The organism is Paraburkholderia heleia NBRC 101817 (assembly GCF_000739775.1).
Taxonomy (GTDB): Bacteria; Pseudomonadota; Gammaproteobacteria; order Burkholderiales; family Burkholderiaceae; genus Paraburkholderia; species Paraburkholderia heleia.
This window is the reverse complement of record NZ_BBJH01000030.1, coordinates 83,268-99,721: the sequence shown is the minus strand read 5'-3', so window position 1 is coordinate 99,721 and position 16,454 is coordinate 83,268. Positions and strand designations below refer to the sequence as shown.

Sequence of the window (16,454 nt, the reverse complement as noted above, 5' to 3'; positions counted from 1 at the left end):
TTGTCCGCTACTTCACTGCGCCGAGCGCGAGTCCCTTCACCATGTAGCGCTGCAGCCAGGCGAACACCACGGAAACCGGCAGCGTGGCTGCGAGCGTGGCCGCCATGACGAGCTGCCATTCCACGGTGTATTTGCCGGCCACCATGTCGGTGACCTGCACCGTGAGCGTCTTGTTTTCGGGCGAGCGAATCAGCGTATAGACCACGGCGAACTCATTCCATGCGCTGATGAACGTGAAGATCGCCGTGACCACCACGGCCGGCACCGCGAGCGGCAGGAACACGCGGAATACGGCGCCCGTGCGGCTGCAGCCTTCGAGCCACGCCGATTCTTCGAGATCGCGCGGCACGGTCTGGAAATACGACGAGAGCATCCACACGGCAAACGCGATATTGAACGCCGCATAAGAGACGATCACGCCGATCTTCGAATCGACGAGATTGCCGTCGCCATAGGGAATCATCGCCGCGAGCCGGAACAGGCCGACCACGAGCAGGATGGGCGAGAGCATCTGCGTGACGAGCAGGAACTGGCGGTATAGGCCGCGCCCGCGGAACGGAAAGCGCGCGAGCGCGTAGGCGGCCGGCAGGCTCACGGCGAGTGCGAGCGCCGTGGAAAGACAGCTCACCACGATGCTGTTGCGCAGCGCGACGCCGAAGTTCGCGGCCTGCCACATGTCGACATAGTTCTGCCAGCGCCACTGCATCGGCAGCCAGCGCGCCGGATAGACGAACACTTCCGAAGCCGGCTTGAACGAGGTGAAGAACATCACCGCGAACGGAAACAGCACGGCCACGACGAGCGGCGAAAGCGCGAGCCAGCACCCGATCGAGCGTTTGAGCTTGCGGTTCATGCCAGGTCTCCTTCGGCGCCGCCGCGTTTTGCCTGCAGACGCAGGTAGACCACCGAGAATGCGAACAGGATGACGAGCATGACGAGCGAGACGGCGGCGGCTTCGCCGGGCCGCCCTAACCGGAAGCCCAGTTCGTAAAGGTAGGTGACGAGAATATGCGTGCTGTCGTCGGGGCCGCCTTGCGTCATCACCCAGATGATCGGGAACGAGTTGAACACGTAGATCACGTTCAGCAGGATCGCCATGTTGATGAACGGCTTGAGCAGCGGCAGCGTGAGCTGGCGGAACTGTTGCCAGGCGCTCGCGCCATCGATGCGCGCGGCTTCGTAGATGTCGCCCGGCACCGAGGAAAGGCCGCCCAGCAGGATCGTGGTCGTGAAGGGGATCGACACGAGTATGCCCACGCAGATTTCCACCGGGAACGCATACTCGGGCGTCGCGAGCCAGTGGATCGGACCCGAAGTGAGACCCAGACGCTGCAGCGTGACGTTGACCATGCCGTAGTCGTCGTTGAACGCCCAGCGCCAGACCACGGCCGTCATCGTGAGCGAGACGGACCACGGCAGCATGACGATCGTGCGCGCAATGCCGCGGCCGTAGAAGTCCTGATTGAGCACGAGCGCGACCGGCACGGAAATGAGCACCGTGCCCACCACGACGAAGAATGTCCAGATCAGCGTGTTCCTCAGGGCGCTCATGAACACCGGGTCGCCGAACACGTTATAGAAGTTCTGCAGGCCGCTGAAGTCGCGAATCTGCCCGAAGCGCGACACGTCGTGCAGCGACTGATACACGATGTTGAAGATCGGATAGCTGATGATGAAGAGCGCGAGCACGAGACTCGGCACGATCAGGAGCCAGGGCGCGCGGGGCGCGGATACGGCGCGGGGTGGTCGGCTCATGCGATGGCGTGCGCGTGATCGGTCGGGGGCATCGCCGGCCGGTGCGGTGGCGGGCGAGGGCTTCAGGGGACCCGTAGTCATGTCGAATCGTCAGTGCTTCGAAACGTCGGTTCTCAGGCGTTGCGGCGCGCGCCAGGACCTTCGCGCGCACGCCGCCGTTGCCATTGAGGCTTACTTGCCGAGCGACTTGTTCGCTTCCGTGGCCGCCTGGTTCAGCGCATCGGCGGGCTTGGCCTTGCCGAGGTAGACCGCCTGCATTGCGTTGGTCACGGCCTTTGCGGTGTCTTCCCAGCCCGTCACGGTCGGCGCGAACTTCGCATGCGGCAGCAGCGCGATGAAGGCTTGCGTGTCCGGATTCTGGAACGCCGGGTCGCTCGCTTCAGCCTTGGTGGTCGGCAGGAAGCCTTCCGTGCTCGTGAACTGCACGCGCGGTTCCTTCGTGAACAGGAAGTCCAGGAACTTCCAGGCGCTCTGCTTCGCCTTGGAGTTCTTGAACATCATGATCGAGTCGGTCACCGCGTAGGTGGCGGGCGTCGTGGCTACCGGGATCGGGTCGATGCCGTACTTGATGTTCGGTGCTTCCTTCTGCAACTGCTTGGCGAGGAACGGCGCCGAGATCATCATCGCTACGCGGCCCTGCTTGAAGAGGTTCTGCACGTCTTCACGGCTGTAGCCCGTCACGCCCGGCTGGGTGAGACCTTCGTCGATCATCGTCTTGTAGAGCGTCGCGGCCTTCACGCCAGCCGGCGAGTTGAATGCCGCCTTGCCGTCCTTGCCCACCACTTCGCCGCCGTGGGTCCACAACGCGTAGTAGAAGTACACGTCGGTTTCGATTTCCTTGCCCTGCAGACCGAAGCCCGCAATGCCCTTCGCCTTCAGCTTCTTCGAGGCGTCGACCACGTCGTTCCAGGTCTTCGGGCCGTTCGGATAGCCGACCGAGGCGAGCATGTCCTTGTTGTAGTAAAGCGCGCGCGCCGAAGCGGCGATCGGCAGGCCGTAGGTCTTGCCGTTGATTTGACCCGGAGCCAGGAACGGGCCGATGAAGCGGCCCTTGAAGTTCGCGTCCATGTACGGGTCGAGCGGCTCGGCAATGTCGTCCTTCACGAAGTCGAGGAGCCACCGCGTGCCGATGATCGCGAGGTCGGCGTTGGCGCCGCCGGAGATGTCCGTTTGCAGCTTCTGTTGCAGCGAGTCCCAGTTCACGTCTTCGATCTTGATCGTGATGCCGGGATTGGCGGCTTCGAACTGCTTGGCCATTTTCTCGAAGTACGGGGCGGTGGCGTCGCTGTAGTGGGCGACGGTCACGCGGACCGTATCGGCGTGCGCCGCGGCGGTGATGCCGGCGAAGGCTAGCGCGACGGCGAGCTTGCCGAGCAGGGTGGTTGCACGTGCCTGAAACGACATTCGTTCTCTCCTTGTCGATGGGAATGGGCGCTTTAGCGCTTGGTCCCATCCCATGCGGGGTTGTTGTTGCTGGTGGTTGTTCCTGCTTATGCCGCCGCCTTGACCCGGCTGCTGGGTTGCGTTGTTTGAAAAAATCCTACAGGATGAAAAAAGCATTGTCACCTGGTAATCTCGATATTGTTTCGCGTGCCGAAATTTGCATAACATGCTGTAAAACAGGGGAAATTCATGCGCTGCAGCAGCGCGATGTGGTCGGTATAAACCCGTATACGGGTAATCGCCCGGCATTCGTATGTAGGAAATTTTCAGGCTCTCCGGTAAGACGGCGAGCCGCACGGAGAGTCGACATGAGCCGGGTGGTGCTGGTGACGGGCGCAAGCGGGGGCATAGGCCGCGCGCTGTGCAAACGGTTTCTGGAGGCGGGCGACACGGTGCTCGCGCTCGACCGCGATGGGGAGGGCGTGCAACGGCTCGCGGCGGAATTGGGCGAAGCGGGCGCGGCGCGCCTCGAGCCGCTCGCCGCCGACGTGAGCGATCAGGCCGCCGTGACCGCAGCCGTGGCGCGCGGCGTGGCGGCGCGCGGCCCGGTGGACGTGGCCGTGGCGAACGCAGGCGGCGCGCTCGGCACGACGCTCGCGCATACCGACGCCGCTAGCTGGCGGCGCGACATCGACCTGAACCTGAACGGCACCTACTACACGGTCGAAGCCGTGCGCGCCTCGATGATCGAGCGCCGGCGCGGTGCGCTCGTGCTGATCGGCTCGGTGAACGGCCTTTCGGCGCTTGGCCACCCCGCGTACAGCGCGGCGAAAGCGGGCCTCGTGAGCTACACGAAGGCGCTCGCCATGGAGTTGGGCCCACACGGCATACGCGCGAACATCGTTTGCCCCGGCACGGTGAAGACGCCCGCGTGGCGTGCACGCGTCGAGCAGCATCCGAAGATCTTCGAAGAACTCAGCAAATGGTATCCGCTCGGCGACGTGGCCACGCCCGAGGACATCGCCGACGCCGTGCAGTTTCTCGCCTCTCCGCAGGCGCGCGTGATCACGGGCGTGGCGCTGCCCGTGGACGCGGGCCTCATGGCGGGCAACCGGATGATGGCGAACGAGCTGACGCTCGATCCGTTCTGAGGCGCGCTCGCGACGTTTCGACCTGAAAAGACTTCACGCAAACGAGGAAAGCATGGCAGCGGTACAACTGAACGGCATCTACAAGCGGTATGGCGAGACCCAGGTCGTGCACGGCGTCGACCTCGACATCGAAGACGGCGAATTCGTCGTGCTCGTCGGCCCTTCGGGTTGCGGCAAAACCACGGTGATGCGCATGATCGCCGGCCTGGAGGACATCACCGGCGGCGACCTCACCATCGGCGGAACGCGTGCGAACGCGCTGCCGCCGCAGCAGCGCAACATCTCGATGGTGTTCCAGAGCTACGCGCTCTACCCGCATCTTTCGGTGTACGACAACATCGCGTTCGGTCCGCGCATTCGCAAGGAGCGCGAGGACGGTTTCAAGCCGCGCATCGAAGCCGCCGCAAAAATGCTCAACCTGTCGGGCTACCTGGAGCGCCTGCCGCGCGCACTCTCGGGCGGCCAGCGCCAGCGCGTCGCCATGGGCCGCGCCGTGGTGCGCGAGCCCGCGCTGTTCCTCTTCGACGAGCCGCTTTCGAACCTCGACGCCAAGCTGCGCGTGCAGATGCGTACCGAGATCAAGGCGCTGCATCAGCGTCTGCGCAACACGGTGGTGTATGTCACGCACGACCAGATCGAGGCGATGACGATGGCCGACCGCATCGTCGTGATGAACGCGGGGCGTATCGAACAGATCGGGCGCCCGCTCGACCTTTACGACAAACCGGGCAACCTGTTCGTGGCGAGCTTCCTCGGCTCGCCTTCGATGAACTTCGCCGAGGGCACGGTGATGAGCGACGCGCGCGGCACGGCGCTCGTGCTCGAAGACGGCGTGCGTATTGCCCTGCCGGAGGGCAAGGCCCAGGCGGGCGCGCGCGTGACGCTCGGCGTGCGGCCCGAGCACATCGAGGCGGGCGGCGACGTGCCGTTCAGCGTGGACGTGGTCGAACCGACTGGCGCGGAGACCCACTTGTACGGGAAAATAGGCGACACGACATGGTGCGTCACCACGCGCGCGCGCCCCGATGTTTCTCCGGGCCAGCGCATGACGCTAGGTTTGCCTTTGGCGCACCTGCATCTGTTCGATACTGAAAGCGGCAAGCGGCTCGATTGAAGCGGAAGCACGCATCGTAATCTGGATAGCGGGCGCCTCGTATCTTCCACGGGAAAAACAGCTTGCCGGTCTCCAACCTGATCCATCACATCCGCAACGTCGCGGAGTCGCTGCGTCCCGCCGAGCGCAAGGTCGCGGAGATGGTGCTTGCCGACATCGACTTCGCCATGCGCGCGAGCATCACCGAACTCGCGTTGCGCGCGGACGTGTCCGAGCCCTCCGTTACGCGCTTTTGCCGGGCGGTGGGCGCGCACGGCCTGCGCGACTTCAAGATGCGGCTCGCGCAGAGCGCGGCGGGCAACGTGCCCTTCGCGCTCGCCACGGAGATGACGGGTGGCGAGGCGAGCGGCGCCGAATGGGCCGGCGAGGTCGGCACCCTGCTCGACAAGGTGACGGAGTCGGTCGTGCAGGGCGTGACCCACGCGCGCGCTTCGCTCGATACGGCTGTGTTCGAGGCGGCGGTCGCGGCGCTCTCCAGCGCGCGGCGCGTGTACTTTTTCGGCGTGGGCGCGGGCTCGGGGCTCGTCGCGCAAGACGCGGCGCTGCGCCTGCTGCGGCTCGACATCGCCGCGAACGCGTTCACGGATGCCCATTTGCAGCGCCTTTACGCGGCGCTGCTCGAACCGGGCGACGTGGCGTTCGCGATCTCGCAGTCGGGGCGCAGCGTGGAAGTGAACGAGAGCATCCAGATCGCGAAGGAGCGCGGCGCGACGACCATCGCGCTCACGAGTGCGGGTTCGCGTCTCGCGTGGGTGGTAGATATTCCCCTCTTGCTGCGCGTGCCGGCCGCGAGCGATGCGCACGCGCCTGCCGTGGTGCGCATCGCGCATCTCGCGGTGCTCGATGCGCTCGCGCTCGGCGTGTCGCTCGGGCTCGGGCCCAAGGCGCTCGAAAAGGTGCGCGACGCGCAGGCGCGCGGCGATGGCGCGCCCGGCGATACTTCCACGGTCGGCACGCCCGAGGACGGGCGTTGACGCTTACGCCGCCGCAGCGCCTTCGCGCCGTTTAAGCCGCACGGGCATCCTATCCGGCACCATCGTGAACGCCTGCACTTCCTGAATCTTCGCGGGATCGATCGCCAGTTCGAGCGTGAACGACTGCATCAGCATCGAGAGCGCGAGGCGCATCTCCACGGTCGCGAGATGGCGGCCTGGACACACGCGCGGCCCTGCGCCGAACTGCAGGTACGCGCGCACGTCGTGGGCTTTTCCATCATCGGCTTCGCGTTCGCCGCGCTTCATCCAGCGCCACGGGTCGTAACGGTGCGGATCGGCAAAATGCTTCGCGTCGAGCATGGCGGGACGCGCGACGAAGAACATGCGCGTGCCCTTGGGCAGCGCCACGTTGTCCACCACCACATCTTCCAGCGGCTCGAACGAATGCACGGACGCGACCGGGCGCAGACGCGTCGCTTCGATGCAGATCGCCTCGAAAATATCGAGGTCTTTCAACGTTGCGTAGTCGGGGCATACCGTCGAATTGCCGAGCACGCGTGAAGCTTCGTCGCCGAGATGCTGCTGCAGGGCCGTGTCCGCGGCGAGGTAGGGCAGTGTCCACGCGATGGAATCGGCGGTCGTGTCTTCGCCCGCGATCAGGAGCGTGAGCACGTTGGCGCGGATCTGCGCATCGCTGATGGTTGCTTCGCCGCCGGGCGCCTGCTGTTGCACGAGCATCGCTTCGAGCAGATTGCGCGGCGTTTCCGATGGCTCGTCGCGCATGCGCTCGCGGGCGCGCGCCATCATCGCGTTCACGTAGCGGTGCACTTCCTCGAGCGAGCGCTCGAGCTTGCGGTCCGCCGGCAGCTTGACATATCGCCAGTACGGAAAGAGCGCATTGGTGCGTCTCATCACGCCCGGCAGGAGGCGCTCCAGATGCTCCTGAATCACGCCGTGATCGCGCTCGAGCGTGCGCGGATCTTCGCCGAACGCGAGCGCGCTCGTCACGTCTACCGTGTAGCGCTTGAGATCGTCGGTCATCTCGACGGTTTCGCCACGCTCGGCCGCGCGTTGCCAGCGCGTGTGAAGCCGCTGCGTGATATCCGCCAGCGTGGGGTAGAACGCCTTGATGTTGGGAATCGAGAGCGCCTGCATCACGAGCTTGCGCTGCGGTTCCCACGCAACGCCTTCGGCCGAAAAAAGCCCGTTGAAACCCATCTCCTCGAACACGGCTTCGATCGGCTGATAGCGGCGGAAGCGATGCGGGCGCTCGCGCATGATCTGCTGGATCAACTCGGTGTCGGTCCAGATCGTGATGGGGATGCCGCCCACCTGGAAGCGGTAGGGCGCGCCGAGTTCGGCGGCCCATTGCTCGAGGATCAAATGCAGACGCGGCGGCGAAAGCTGCAGCAGATTGCCGAGCAGCGGCAGGCCGCGCGGACAGGGCAGGTCGGCGATCTGGCGCAGCGTGGGTCCGGTCGATGCCGTGCTCATATGCAGGTTCTCATCAGGGGGTCGTTTTATCTCGCGCGCAAAAGGCGTTCATAGCGGCGCGGCGGCCGCGCCTTCCATGTAGCCGAAGCGCCGCGAGAGGCGCTGCGCGGCGGCGATCAGCAGTTGCGCCGCCGTGCCTTCGCGCGCGATGTCGAGGCTGCCCGAAGGGCCCATCACTGCGAGCACGAGGCACACGCTGCCGGTGTGGTCGAACACGGGCGCGGTCACGGTGCTGATGCCGGGAATGGGTTTGTCGAGCGCCGTGTCCACGCCTTCGGCGCGAATGGCGGCGAGCCGCGCGAGGTAGGCGGGCGTGGCGCCTTCGCGCGGCTTCGCGCCCGCAAGCCGCAGTTCGTCCTGGGCGAGGAGGGCGGCGCGCACGTCGTCGTCGACCCATGCGGCGAACACGCGTCCGATCGACGTGTTCACGAGCGACATTACCGTGCCGGGGCGCAGGCTCACGTGCAGCGGCAGCGCCGATTCTTCGAGACGCACGACGGTCGGCCCGAGCGGCCCCGGCACCGCGAGCGCGACGCTCATCGCGGTGGCGGCGGCGAGGCCCACCAGCTCGGCGTCGGCTTCGCGAACCGGCGAAAGACGCGCAAGGCCGATCAGGCCGAGTTCGAGACTGAGCGGTCCCGCTTCGTAGCGGCCCGCCGCGTCGCGCGCGAGCAGGCCGATCTTCTGCAGACTCACGAGGTGCGGGAAGGCCTTGGCGGGCGGCATTCCCGCGGCGGCGGCGAGGTCGCGCAGCGGCAAGGGCGTGCCCGCCGCGACGAGCGCGGCGAGCAGCTCGCCCGTGACATCGAGCGACTGGATGCCGCGTTGCGGCTTGCCGGCTTCGGCTGCGGCGTTGGCCACGGCGTCCGGGTGCACGGTTTCGGTCGTCTTGCCGGAGTCGTCGCGCGGCGGCCTGGAACTTACTCGGGGCATGTCGATGTCGATGAAAAGGCGGCGGCAGAGATTTCGGCAGCGGCGTCGCGCAGCGCGCGCACGACCGCGCCGTTCGCGCGCACGTCGAGCATCCCGCTCGCGCCGATGGCGGTGAGCGTGAGCCTCGGCTCGCGCCCCGGGCCGAGCACGGGCACGCATACGCTGCTCACGCCGGGGCTGGGCGCGTCGACGGCGAGTTCGTAGCCGCGCGCGCGAATGGTGTCGAGCGAGGCGAGGAAGGCGGCATCGGGCGTGCGTTCCCGGGGCGCGCCGGCGGCGCCGGCGAGGTGGCTGGTGCCGCGCCACACCGGCTGCGCGGTTTGCGCGGCCCATGCGGCTTCGAGCGCCTCCGGCCCGAGGAAGGCGCAGAACACGCGGCCCGTGGCCGTGGCGCGCAGCGACATCACCGTGCCGACATGCAGGTTCACGTGCAGCGGCAGGCTCGCGTGCTCGTAGCGCACGATCGTCGGCCCCTGCGGCCCGGCAATGCACAGCGCGACGCTGCAATTGAGCGTCTGCGCGAGCGCCGCGGCGCGCGGCACGGCCTCGCGCAACGCGGGCTGCTGCGCGAGATGCAGCAGCCCGAGGCGCAGCGCGAGCGGGCCCGGCTCATAGCGCCCCGACAGCGCATCGCGCTTGATGAGCCCGAGGCGCGTGAGGCTCACGAGATAGGCGTGCGCCTGGCTCGACGGAATGTCGCCGCTCGCCGCGAGATCGGTGGCGCCAAGCGGCGCGCGCGCGTCGGCGAGGGCGCGCAGCAGGCGTCCGCCCACCTCCACGCTCTGGATGCCGCGCTGCGTGCGGGCCGCCGTCGCGCTGCCTTGCGGCGCGGACGCGGCGCTGTCGTTGCGACCTCTCATTGCGCTTTTCTCTGGCTGAAAAAGGGTCCATGTTAACTGAACGGCGGCAGCCGTTGGCAACCGCACGGGCTGCGGTGCGTCCAATAGAAATTAATCTATAGCAATGTAGTTCGCTATTGACAAATAAAGGCGCGAAGACCATGATGGCCTCACCCCGGCACAACAGCGGTCCATTTCAACTTCAAACGGGGCGAGACAATCCGGGCTGGCGCCCAATGCGCCCAGCCCGTGCGCGCTTCGCCCCGCTCTGGCTTCCAGAGCCCCTCGATACGGAGACTCAACATGGCAAAGGCGTTCGCATCCCAGGCCGACCTCGAAGAAAAGAAGGTCACCTTCACGCAGCTCTCGGAAAACGCCTACGCGTACACCACCGAAGGCGACCCCAACTCGGGCGTGATCATCGGCGACGACGGCGTGCTGATCGTCGACACCACGGCCACACCCGCCATGGCGCAGGACCTCATCGCGAAGATCCGCACCGTTACCGACAAGCCCATCAAATACGTCGTGCTCTCGCACTATCACGCGGTGCGCGTGCTCGGCGCTTCGGCGTACTTCAAGGAAGGCGCGCAGCAGATCATCGCGAGCCGCGGCACGTACGAAATGATCGTCGAGCGTGGCGAAGCCGACATGAGGTCGGAAATCGAGCGCTTCCCGCGCCTGTTCGCGGGCGTCGAAACGGTGCCGGGCCTCACGTGGCCCACGCTCGTGTTCGAGAAGGAAATCACGCTGTTTCTCGGCAAGCTCGAAGTGAAGATCGCGCACCTCGGCTCGGGTCACACGAAGGGCGACACCGTGGTGTGGCTGCCGCAGCAGAAGGTGTTGTTCTCGGGCGACCTCGTCGAATACGACGCTGCGTGCTATTGCGGCGACGCCCAGCTCGCCGAATGGCCCGCCACGCTTGAAGCGCTGCGCTCGCTCGGCGCCGAAAAGCTCGTGCCGGGCCGCGGCCCCGCGCTGCTCGACCCCGCAGAAGTCAACAAGGGCCTCGATTACACGAAGGACTTCGTGACCACGCTGCTCGCGCAAGGCCGCGCCGCCGTGGCGCAGAAGCTCGACCTGAAGGGCGCGATGTCGCTCACGCGCGAGGCGATGGACCCGAAGTTCGGCCACGTGTTCATCTACGAGCACTGCCTGCCGTTCGACGTGACGCGCGCGTACGACGAAGCGAGCGGCATCACGCATCCGCGCATCTGGACGGCGCAGCGCGACAAGGAGATGTGGGACGCGCTGCAGGATTGAGTGACGCCCGACAAGGTGGAATGGTGGAGACAAAGATGATCGACTATCAGACGCAGACATTCGACTACACGCGATGCAGCGAGCAGGCTCCGGACGCCGCCGCGTGCGTGCGTCCGGTCGTGGTGGTCGGCGCGGGGCCGGTGGGCCTCGCGACGGCCATCGACCTCGCGCGGCAAGGTGTGCCGGTGGTGCTCGTGGACGACGACTGCACGCTTTCCACGGGCTCGCGCGCCATCTGCTTTTCCAAGCGCTCGCTCGATATCTTCGACCGCCTCGGCTGCGGCGACCGCATGGTCGAAAAGGGTGTGAGCTGGAACGTGGGCAAGGTGTTCCGCAAGGACGAACTCGTCTACACATTCAACCTGCTGCCCGAAAGCGGCCATCATCGGCCGGCTTTCGTCAATCTCCAGCAGCACTACGTGGAAGGCTACCTGCTCGAACGCGCGCAGGCGCTGCCCAACCTCGAAATCCGCTGGAAAAACAAGGTGACGGGCGTCGCGCAGCACGGCACGCCGGGCGCTGCCGATGCGCACGTCGCGCTCGAAATCGAAACGCCCGACGGCCCGTACACGCTGCTTGCGCGCTACGTGGTGGCCGCCGACGGCTCGCGCAGTCCGCTGCGCAAGCTGCTCGGCCTCGACAGCCACGGCCGCACGTTCAAGGACCGCTTCCTTATCGCCGACGTGAAGATGGAAGCCGACTTCCCCACCGAACGCTGGTTCTGGTTCGATCCGCCGTTCCATCCGAACCAGTCGGTGCTGCTGCATCGCCAGCCCGACAACGTATGGCGCATCGATTTCCAGCTCGGCTGGGACGCCGACCCGGTCCTCGAAAAAACGCCCGAGCGCGTGATTCCGCGCGTGCGCGCGCTGCTCGGGCCCGACGTGAAGTTCGAGCTGGAGTGGGTGAGCATCTACACGTTCTCTTGCCTGCGCATGGACAGCTTCCGCCAGGGCAACGTGCTGTTCGCGGGCGATTCGGCGCATCTGGTGTCGCCGTTCGGCGCGCGCGGAGCGAATAGCGGCTTCCAGGACGGCGAAAACCTCGCATGGAAGCTCGCGATGGTGCTGGAGGACCACGCGCCCGATGCGCTGCTCGACACCTACGCGAGCGAGCGCGAATATGCAGCCGACGAAAACATCCGCAACTCCACGCGCTCGACCGACTTCATCACGCCAAAGAGCGCGGTGAGCCGCGTGTTCCGCGACGCCGTGCTCACGCTCGCTCGCGAGCATGCATTTGCGCGGCAACTGGTGAACAGCGGCCGGCTTTCCGTGCCGGCGGTGCTGCGCGAATCGACCTTGAACACGCCCGACGAAGATTCGTTCGACGGCCAGATGGAGCCGGGCGCCTCGTGCGCAGACGCCCCGGTGCGCGACGCAGCGGGTCACGAGAGCTGGCTGCTCGCGCATCTGGGCGACCAGTTCGCGGGCCTTGTGTTCAGCCGTGCGGGCTCGGCGTTCGATACGGCGACGCTCGACACGCTGCAGGCGCTCTCGCGTTCTCCGGTGCCGCTCAAGTTCGTGATGATGCTCGAAGCCGATGCGGCGGTGCCCGCGGGTCTGCCGGCATCGACGGTGGTGTTGCGCGACGTGCAAGGGCTGGCGGCGCAGCGCTACGGCGCGCAGGACGGCGCGTTCTATCTGATTCGCCCGGACCAGCACGTGAGCGCGCGCTGGCGGCGCACCGATGCGGCGCGCGTGGAGCGCGCGCTCGAGCGGGCGCTTGGCGTAAAAGGCACGGCATAGCGGAACGAGGAGACAACCATGCTGAACACCCAACCGAATCTGGCAAGGCCGGACGACTTTTACGAAGCGCTGATCGACATGCATCGCGATCTCGACGAGGCGCAGAGTCAATCGGCCAATGCGCAGCTGATCCTGCTGCTCGCGAACCACATAGGCGAGCACGAAACGCTCATGCAAGCGCTTCGTTTTGTGCGCGCAGGCGTGAGTGCGCCGGCGAGCAGCGATGCGACGGGAAAACTCGCTGCGTGAAAGACTGATGGGGGCGACACATGCGGCCGGTGCGAACCGGCCGCATTCCTTTACCCCACCCAATGCATAGCCCATTTGCAGCACTTCTCGCGCAAGCAATCGTTTGCGCTCGTCAGGCGCGCATGACACAGCGGCGCACGCGCACGTCCACGCGTGCCGTCTATGCATTCCGATTCAAGAACGTCCTGGGAAACGCCGTAAACGCGACACATGGCACTCAGTTCGCACACGCATGGGATAGTCAGACAAATGCGGGCGACGAAATCGTTTTCCGGGGATAGAACTTGAATCGCAGTCAAACATGGTCACGTACGGCGGCGCCGGGCGAGATCATTTATTCGGAAGGCTTTGCAGGCGAGCGATTGATCTTCGTGATCGCCGAAGGCAAGGTCGAAATCTCCACCCGCTGCGACGACAAGAAAGTCGTGATGGCCACGCTCGGACGCGGTGAATTTTTCGGCGAGACCGCGCTGCTCGGCGCGGAACCGCGGCCGAACACGGCCAAGGCGCTCAGCTTTTGCCAGCTGACCGTCGTGCCGGCGAGCCTCATCGAGGAAGAACTCGAACGCGTCACGCCGATGCTGCGCCATGTGGTGCGCACGCTCACGCGGCGCGTCAAGGCGAAGGACGATCTGCTCGCCACCTACACTCATGCCGACTTCATGCCGGGCGTCCTTTCGTATGCGCACGTGCTCGCGCTGATCGCTGGCGCGAGCGATCGCGCGGAAAGCGGCGATACCTGGTCGCGGCACGGCGCGAGCGCCGCCGAAGCAAGCGTGCCGCTCGCCGACGTGGTGCAGAAGTGCCGTGCCGTGGCGGGCCATTCGCGTCCGCATGTGATGGCCATGCTCCGGCGCATGGAGAAGCTCAATCTCGTCGCGATGCAAAGCGCTCAGGTCACGCACCTCGCCAATAACGCGACAGCGGCGGAAGGCGCATTGGGCCGCCAGGTCGTGACGTTCGACCCCGTGCGTATCGTGGAGCGCGCGACGCAGGTAGCGGACAGCGATCTCGATGTGTCGATCAACAGCGAACTCGAACTGATCGAACTGGCCGATCTCGAAGCGCTGATCGGCGTGGAGCGCAAGGTCATTCTCAACAAGCTCTCGCATGCCGAAATCGCCGACGAGGTTTTCGCGTTCCGCAAATCGAAAGTGCTCAACTTTGTCGAGCAAAAGGGCGTGGCGTATTTCTCGAAGCGCGCGAACCGCGGCTCGGGCGAACTCAAGGCGCTCGACGATCTGTTGTTCGTCGATCAGCGCACGCTGTTCGAAGCCGTGAGTGCGCTCGATACCTACGATCTCGCGAAGCTGCTTGCCTCGATCGAGGATCAGGCCGTATCGGAGAGACTGCTTTCGGTGATGGCGGACGCGCGCAAGAACGAGGTGTCGTGGGTCATGCGCCGCGACATCAAGATCGATCCCGCGGAAGTCGAGGACATCGAGCAGCGCCTGCTGGAAGCGGTGCGTGCACTCAAGACACCTGGCGCGCGCTAGCCGGCTAGCCAGATCGCTTAATCGGAGACACGCATGGATCTGCTTACCCTGATCGGTATCGCCGTTGGCGCGCTTGCCGTGGTCGCGGGCTTCTCGCTCGAAGGCGGCCATGTCGTCACGCTGCTCCAGCCCGAGGCGCTGGCCATCGTGCTGGGCGGCACGCTCGGCGCCGTGATGATCCAGAACACCTGGGCGCGCTTCTTCGACGCCGTGAAGCATCTGCGCATGGCCTTCGTGAAAGCGCCGCGCGTAGACGAAGCGAGCCTCGCCGCCGTGCTGGAATGGGGCGATCGGGCCAAGCTCGACGGTCTGCTCGCATTCGAATCGATGGATCTGCAAGACATACATCCGTTCGCGCGGCGCGGGCTCGAACTGCTTGCAAGCGGCGTTTCGACCGCGGTGCTCGACGATGCGCTCCTGCGCGAACTCGAAGCCTGGGGACGCCAGCACATGGCGGCGGCGCGCGTGTGGCAGCAGGCGGGCGGCTACGCGCCCACGTTCGGCATTCTCGGCTCGGTGCTCGGCCTTATTCAGGTCACGGGGCATCTCATCGAGCCTGCCGAACTCGGGCCGGGCATTGCCGTGGCCTTCGTCGCCACGCTTTACGGTCTTGCTTTCGCGAACCTCGTCTTTCTGCCGCTATTCGGCAAGATGCGCGCGCATATCGAAAGCGAACTGCGCCTGCGCAAGCTTTATCTCGACGGCCTGCTCGCCATTTCACGCAAGGAGTCGCCCCACACGATCGCCACTCGCCTTGCTGGCGAGGTGGGCGGCAAGACCGGCGGTTTGCAGGACGAAGCGAACGTGTGGGCGCTGGACACGACGCGCGCGAGCTGACTGCCCATGCCTGCCAATAAAGACCTGCCTCTCACGGCGCAATTCGATCTCGACGAGGACGACGGCGGCGAATCGGGTTCCGGCCGCTGGCTCATTTCCTACGCGGACTTGATCACGACGCTGATGGTGCTGTTCCTCGCGCTCTATGCGATGCAGCTCGCAAGACATAGGGAGTCCGAAATACGTTCGGCTGCGCAGCCAACGAACACGGCGCCAGCGGTCGAGAACATGCCCGCCGCCGATCAGGCGTTGCTCGCCGCGCTCGAAACGCTGCGCCAGCGCGGCGAAATCACGATCGTGCCGGCGGCGCGCGGCGTGGAGATCGGCATCAACGCGAAGATCCTGTTCAACGCGGGCGATGCCACGCTGCTGCCCGAATCGCTGGGCGTGCTGGGTCGTATCGCCGAAGTGCTGCGCGCAGCGCCGACGGGCAATATCCTCGTGGAAGGGCACACCGACAGCACGCCGATCTCGAACGCGAAGTTCGCGTCGAACTGGGAGCTTTCTTCGGCGCGCGCGGGCGCGGTGGTGCGCTATCTGGTCGAGCGCGGCATCGAGCCTCACCGGCTCGCTGCCATTGGCCGCGCCGACAACTTCCCGCTCGTGGCGGGCAACGACCCCGCAAGCCGCGCACTGAACCGGCGCGTGACGTTGATCGTGCAGCGCTGACGCTCACGCCCTTCGCGTGATTGCCAAAACCAACGCGCGTCACACCTGCATGGACGGCACGTCCTTCATGCAGCGCAAGGCGAACATCGACCGGCTGTGGCGAATGCTCGAGATGCGATAGAGCTTCTCGCGCAGGAAGCGCTCGTAGCCGGCGGTGCCGTCCACCGCCACCTTGATCCAGTAGTCGTACTCGCCGGAGACGAGATAGGCCTCCAGCACTTCGGGCAGCGCCGCGAGTTCGGCGCCGAAGCGCGCGAGTGCGTCGTCTTCGTGGCGGTCGAGCGTCACTTCCAGAATCACGATGTCGGCGTAGCCCAGCTTTTGCTGGTTCACGAGTGCGACATAGCCGTCGATATAGCCATCGGCTTCGAGCTGGCGCGTGCGGTTCCAGCACGCGGTGGTGGACATGCCCACCTGCTCGGCTAGTTCCGCGTTCGAGAGTCGGGCGTTCTTTTGCAGGGCGCTGAGGATCTTGCGGTCCTGGTTGTCTAGCGCTTTGGGCGGGCGTTCACGAGGGCTCATGGCGAAAAAGAATCTTGTACAGGTCTTGCCGATTTTAGCGGAAGAAGCTTCCGTCTATAGCGCCAC

At 65.7% G+C, this 16,454-nt stretch carries 16 protein-coding genes; 9 read left to right on the top strand and 7 right to left on the bottom strand.

Annotated features, from left to right (window positions below; translation table 11 throughout):
• Nucleotides 1-7 precede the first annotated feature (7 nt).
• From BHE01S_RS24005 to BHE01S_RS23995, 3 genes are all read right to left on the bottom strand, one after another.
• Nucleotides 8-853, bottom strand: coding sequence for a carbohydrate ABC transporter permease (locus BHE01S_RS24005; RefSeq protein WP_042268494.1), 846 nt, complete (start codon nucleotides 851-853; stop codon nucleotides 8-10).
• Nucleotides 850-1,755: a carbohydrate ABC transporter permease gene (locus BHE01S_RS24000; RefSeq protein ID WP_042268491.1), complete on the bottom strand. Its 906-nt coding sequence runs from the start codon at nucleotides 1,753-1,755 to the stop codon at nucleotides 850-852. Before BHE01S_RS24000 ends, BHE01S_RS24005 begins: the two co-directional genes overlap by 4 nt.
• Before the next feature lie 171 nt (nucleotides 1,756-1,926).
• Nucleotides 1,927-3,159, bottom strand: coding sequence for an ABC transporter substrate-binding protein (locus tag BHE01S_RS23995; RefSeq protein ID WP_042268489.1), 1,233 nt, complete (start codon nucleotides 3,157-3,159; stop codon nucleotides 1,927-1,929).
• Nucleotides 3,160-3,506: 347 nt separating this feature from the next.
• Between BHE01S_RS23995 and BHE01S_RS23990 the strand changes: the two genes are divergently transcribed.
• The 3 genes from BHE01S_RS23990 (at nucleotide 3,507) to BHE01S_RS23980 (ending at nucleotide 6,377) form a co-directional block, all read left to right on the top strand.
• The gene (locus BHE01S_RS23990; RefSeq protein WP_042268486.1) at nucleotides 3,507-4,289 is read left to right on the top strand and encodes an SDR family oxidoreductase; all 783 of its coding nucleotides are present in this window, start codon (nucleotides 3,507-3,509) and stop codon (nucleotides 4,287-4,289) included.
• A gap of 52 nt (nucleotides 4,290-4,341) precedes the next feature.
• Nucleotides 4,342-5,403 carry an ABC transporter ATP-binding protein gene (locus BHE01S_RS23985; protein ID WP_042268484.1) on the top strand — a complete coding sequence of 354 codons (1,062 nt, stop codon included), beginning with the start codon at nucleotides 4,342-4,344 and terminating at the stop codon, nucleotides 5,401-5,403.
• A gap of 62 nt (nucleotides 5,404-5,465) precedes the next feature.
• Nucleotides 5,466-6,377 carry a MurR/RpiR family transcriptional regulator gene (locus tag BHE01S_RS23980; RefSeq protein ID WP_042268483.1) on the top strand — a complete coding sequence of 304 codons (912 nt, stop codon included), beginning with the start codon at nucleotides 5,466-5,468 and terminating at the stop codon, nucleotides 6,375-6,377.
• 3 nt (nucleotides 6,378-6,380) lie between these two features.
• Here BHE01S_RS23980 and BHE01S_RS23975 read toward each other — a convergent pair whose 3' ends face one another.
• From BHE01S_RS23975 to BHE01S_RS23965, 3 genes are read right to left on the bottom strand one after another with little or no spacing between them, the layout of a single operon-like run.
• Nucleotides 6,381-7,832, bottom strand: a complete 1,452-nt coding sequence (locus BHE01S_RS23975) for a cytochrome P450 (protein WP_042268480.1) — start codon at nucleotides 7,830-7,832, stop codon at nucleotides 6,381-6,383.
• A 48-nt stretch (nucleotides 7,833-7,880) separates the two neighbouring features.
• Complete coding sequence (locus BHE01S_RS23970) at nucleotides 7,881-8,765, bottom strand: IclR family transcriptional regulator (protein ID WP_084069154.1); 885 nt, start codon at nucleotides 8,763-8,765, stop codon at nucleotides 7,881-7,883.
• Nucleotides 8,753-9,625 carry an IclR family transcriptional regulator gene (locus BHE01S_RS23965; protein ID WP_042268478.1) on the bottom strand — a complete coding sequence of 291 codons (873 nt, stop codon included), beginning with the start codon at nucleotides 9,623-9,625 and terminating at the stop codon, nucleotides 8,753-8,755. The genes BHE01S_RS23970 and BHE01S_RS23965 overlap by 13 nt, the downstream gene beginning before the upstream one ends.
• Before the next feature lie 282 nt (nucleotides 9,626-9,907).
• Here BHE01S_RS23965 and BHE01S_RS23960 point away from each other — a divergent pair, with 282 nt between their 5' ends.
• From BHE01S_RS23960 to BHE01S_RS23935, 6 genes are all read left to right on the top strand, one after another.
• Nucleotides 9,908-10,867, top strand: coding sequence for an MBL fold metallo-hydrolase (locus BHE01S_RS23960; RefSeq protein ID WP_042268476.1), 960 nt, complete (start codon nucleotides 9,908-9,910; stop codon nucleotides 10,865-10,867).
• A gap of 35 nt (nucleotides 10,868-10,902) precedes the next feature.
• Nucleotides 10,903-12,615: an FAD-dependent oxidoreductase gene (locus BHE01S_RS23955; RefSeq protein WP_042268565.1), complete on the top strand. Its 1,713-nt coding sequence runs from the start codon at nucleotides 10,903-10,905 to the stop codon at nucleotides 12,613-12,615.
• Nucleotides 12,616-12,633: 18 nt separating this feature from the next.
• Complete coding sequence (locus tag BHE01S_RS23950; RefSeq protein WP_042268473.1) at nucleotides 12,634-12,864, top strand: DUF2783 domain-containing protein; 231 nt, start codon at nucleotides 12,634-12,636, stop codon at nucleotides 12,862-12,864.
• Between the two features lie 284 nt (nucleotides 12,865-13,148).
• Nucleotides 13,149-14,360: a cyclic nucleotide-binding domain-containing protein gene (locus BHE01S_RS23945; protein ID WP_042268471.1), complete on the top strand. Its 1,212-nt coding sequence runs from the start codon at nucleotides 13,149-13,151 to the stop codon at nucleotides 14,358-14,360.
• A 33-nt stretch (nucleotides 14,361-14,393) separates the two neighbouring features.
• Nucleotides 14,394-15,197 (top strand): flagellar motor protein, encoded by an 804-nt coding sequence (locus BHE01S_RS23940; RefSeq protein ID WP_042268469.1) that lies wholly within the window; start codon nucleotides 14,394-14,396, stop codon nucleotides 15,195-15,197.
• Between the two features lie 6 nt (nucleotides 15,198-15,203).
• Complete coding sequence (locus BHE01S_RS23935; protein ID WP_042268467.1) at nucleotides 15,204-15,866, top strand: OmpA/MotB family protein; 663 nt, start codon at nucleotides 15,204-15,206, stop codon at nucleotides 15,864-15,866.
• Between the two features lie 39 nt (nucleotides 15,867-15,905).
• On the opposite strand, the gene BHE01S_RS23930 is transcribed toward BHE01S_RS23935, so the two are convergent.
• Complete coding sequence (locus BHE01S_RS23930; protein WP_028202732.1) at nucleotides 15,906-16,388, bottom strand: Lrp/AsnC family transcriptional regulator; 483 nt, start codon at nucleotides 16,386-16,388, stop codon at nucleotides 15,906-15,908.
• Between the last annotated feature and the right edge of the window lie 66 nt (nucleotides 16,389-16,454).

Excerpts from the sequence above, each read along its gene's own strand:
- BHE01S_RS24005 (WP_042268494.1), bottom strand. The coding sequence starts at position 853 with ATGAACCGCAAGCTCAAACGCTCGATCGGGTGCTGGCTCGCGCTTTCG.
- BHE01S_RS24000 (WP_042268491.1), bottom strand. The coding sequence starts at position 1,755 with ATGAGCCGACCACCCCGCGCCGTATCCGCGCCCCGCGCGCCCTGGCTC.
- BHE01S_RS23995 (WP_042268489.1), bottom strand. The coding sequence starts at position 3,159 with ATGTCGTTTCAGGCACGTGCAACCACCCTGCTCGGCAAGCTCGCCGTC.
- BHE01S_RS23990 (WP_042268486.1), top strand. The coding sequence starts at position 3,507 with ATGAGCCGGGTGGTGCTGGTGACGGGCGCAAGCGGGGGCATAGGCCGC.
- BHE01S_RS23985 (WP_042268484.1), top strand. The coding sequence starts at position 4,342 with ATGGCAGCGGTACAACTGAACGGCATCTACAAGCGGTATGGCGAGACC.
- BHE01S_RS23975 (WP_042268480.1), bottom strand. The coding sequence starts at position 7,832 with ATGAGCACGGCATCGACCGGACCCACGCTGCGCCAGATCGCCGACCTG.
- BHE01S_RS23970 (WP_084069154.1), bottom strand. The coding sequence starts at position 8,765 with ATGCCCCGAGTAAGTTCCAGGCCGCCGCGCGACGACTCCGGCAAGACG.
- BHE01S_RS23965 (WP_042268478.1), bottom strand. The coding sequence starts at position 9,625 with ATGAGAGGTCGCAACGACAGCGCCGCGTCCGCGCCGCAAGGCAGCGCG.
- BHE01S_RS23960 (WP_042268476.1), top strand. The coding sequence starts at position 9,908 with ATGGCAAAGGCGTTCGCATCCCAGGCCGACCTCGAAGAAAAGAAGGTC.
- BHE01S_RS23955 (WP_042268565.1), top strand. The coding sequence starts at position 10,903 with ATGATCGACTATCAGACGCAGACATTCGACTACACGCGATGCAGCGAG.
- BHE01S_RS23950 (WP_042268473.1), top strand. The coding sequence starts at position 12,634 with ATGCTGAACACCCAACCGAATCTGGCAAGGCCGGACGACTTTTACGAA.
- BHE01S_RS23940 (WP_042268469.1), top strand. The coding sequence starts at position 14,394 with ATGGATCTGCTTACCCTGATCGGTATCGCCGTTGGCGCGCTTGCCGTG.
- BHE01S_RS23935 (WP_042268467.1), top strand. The coding sequence starts at position 15,204 with ATGCCTGCCAATAAAGACCTGCCTCTCACGGCGCAATTCGATCTCGAC.
- BHE01S_RS23930 (WP_028202732.1), bottom strand. The coding sequence starts at position 16,388 with ATGAGCCCTCGTGAACGCCCGCCCAAAGCGCTAGACAACCAGGACCGC.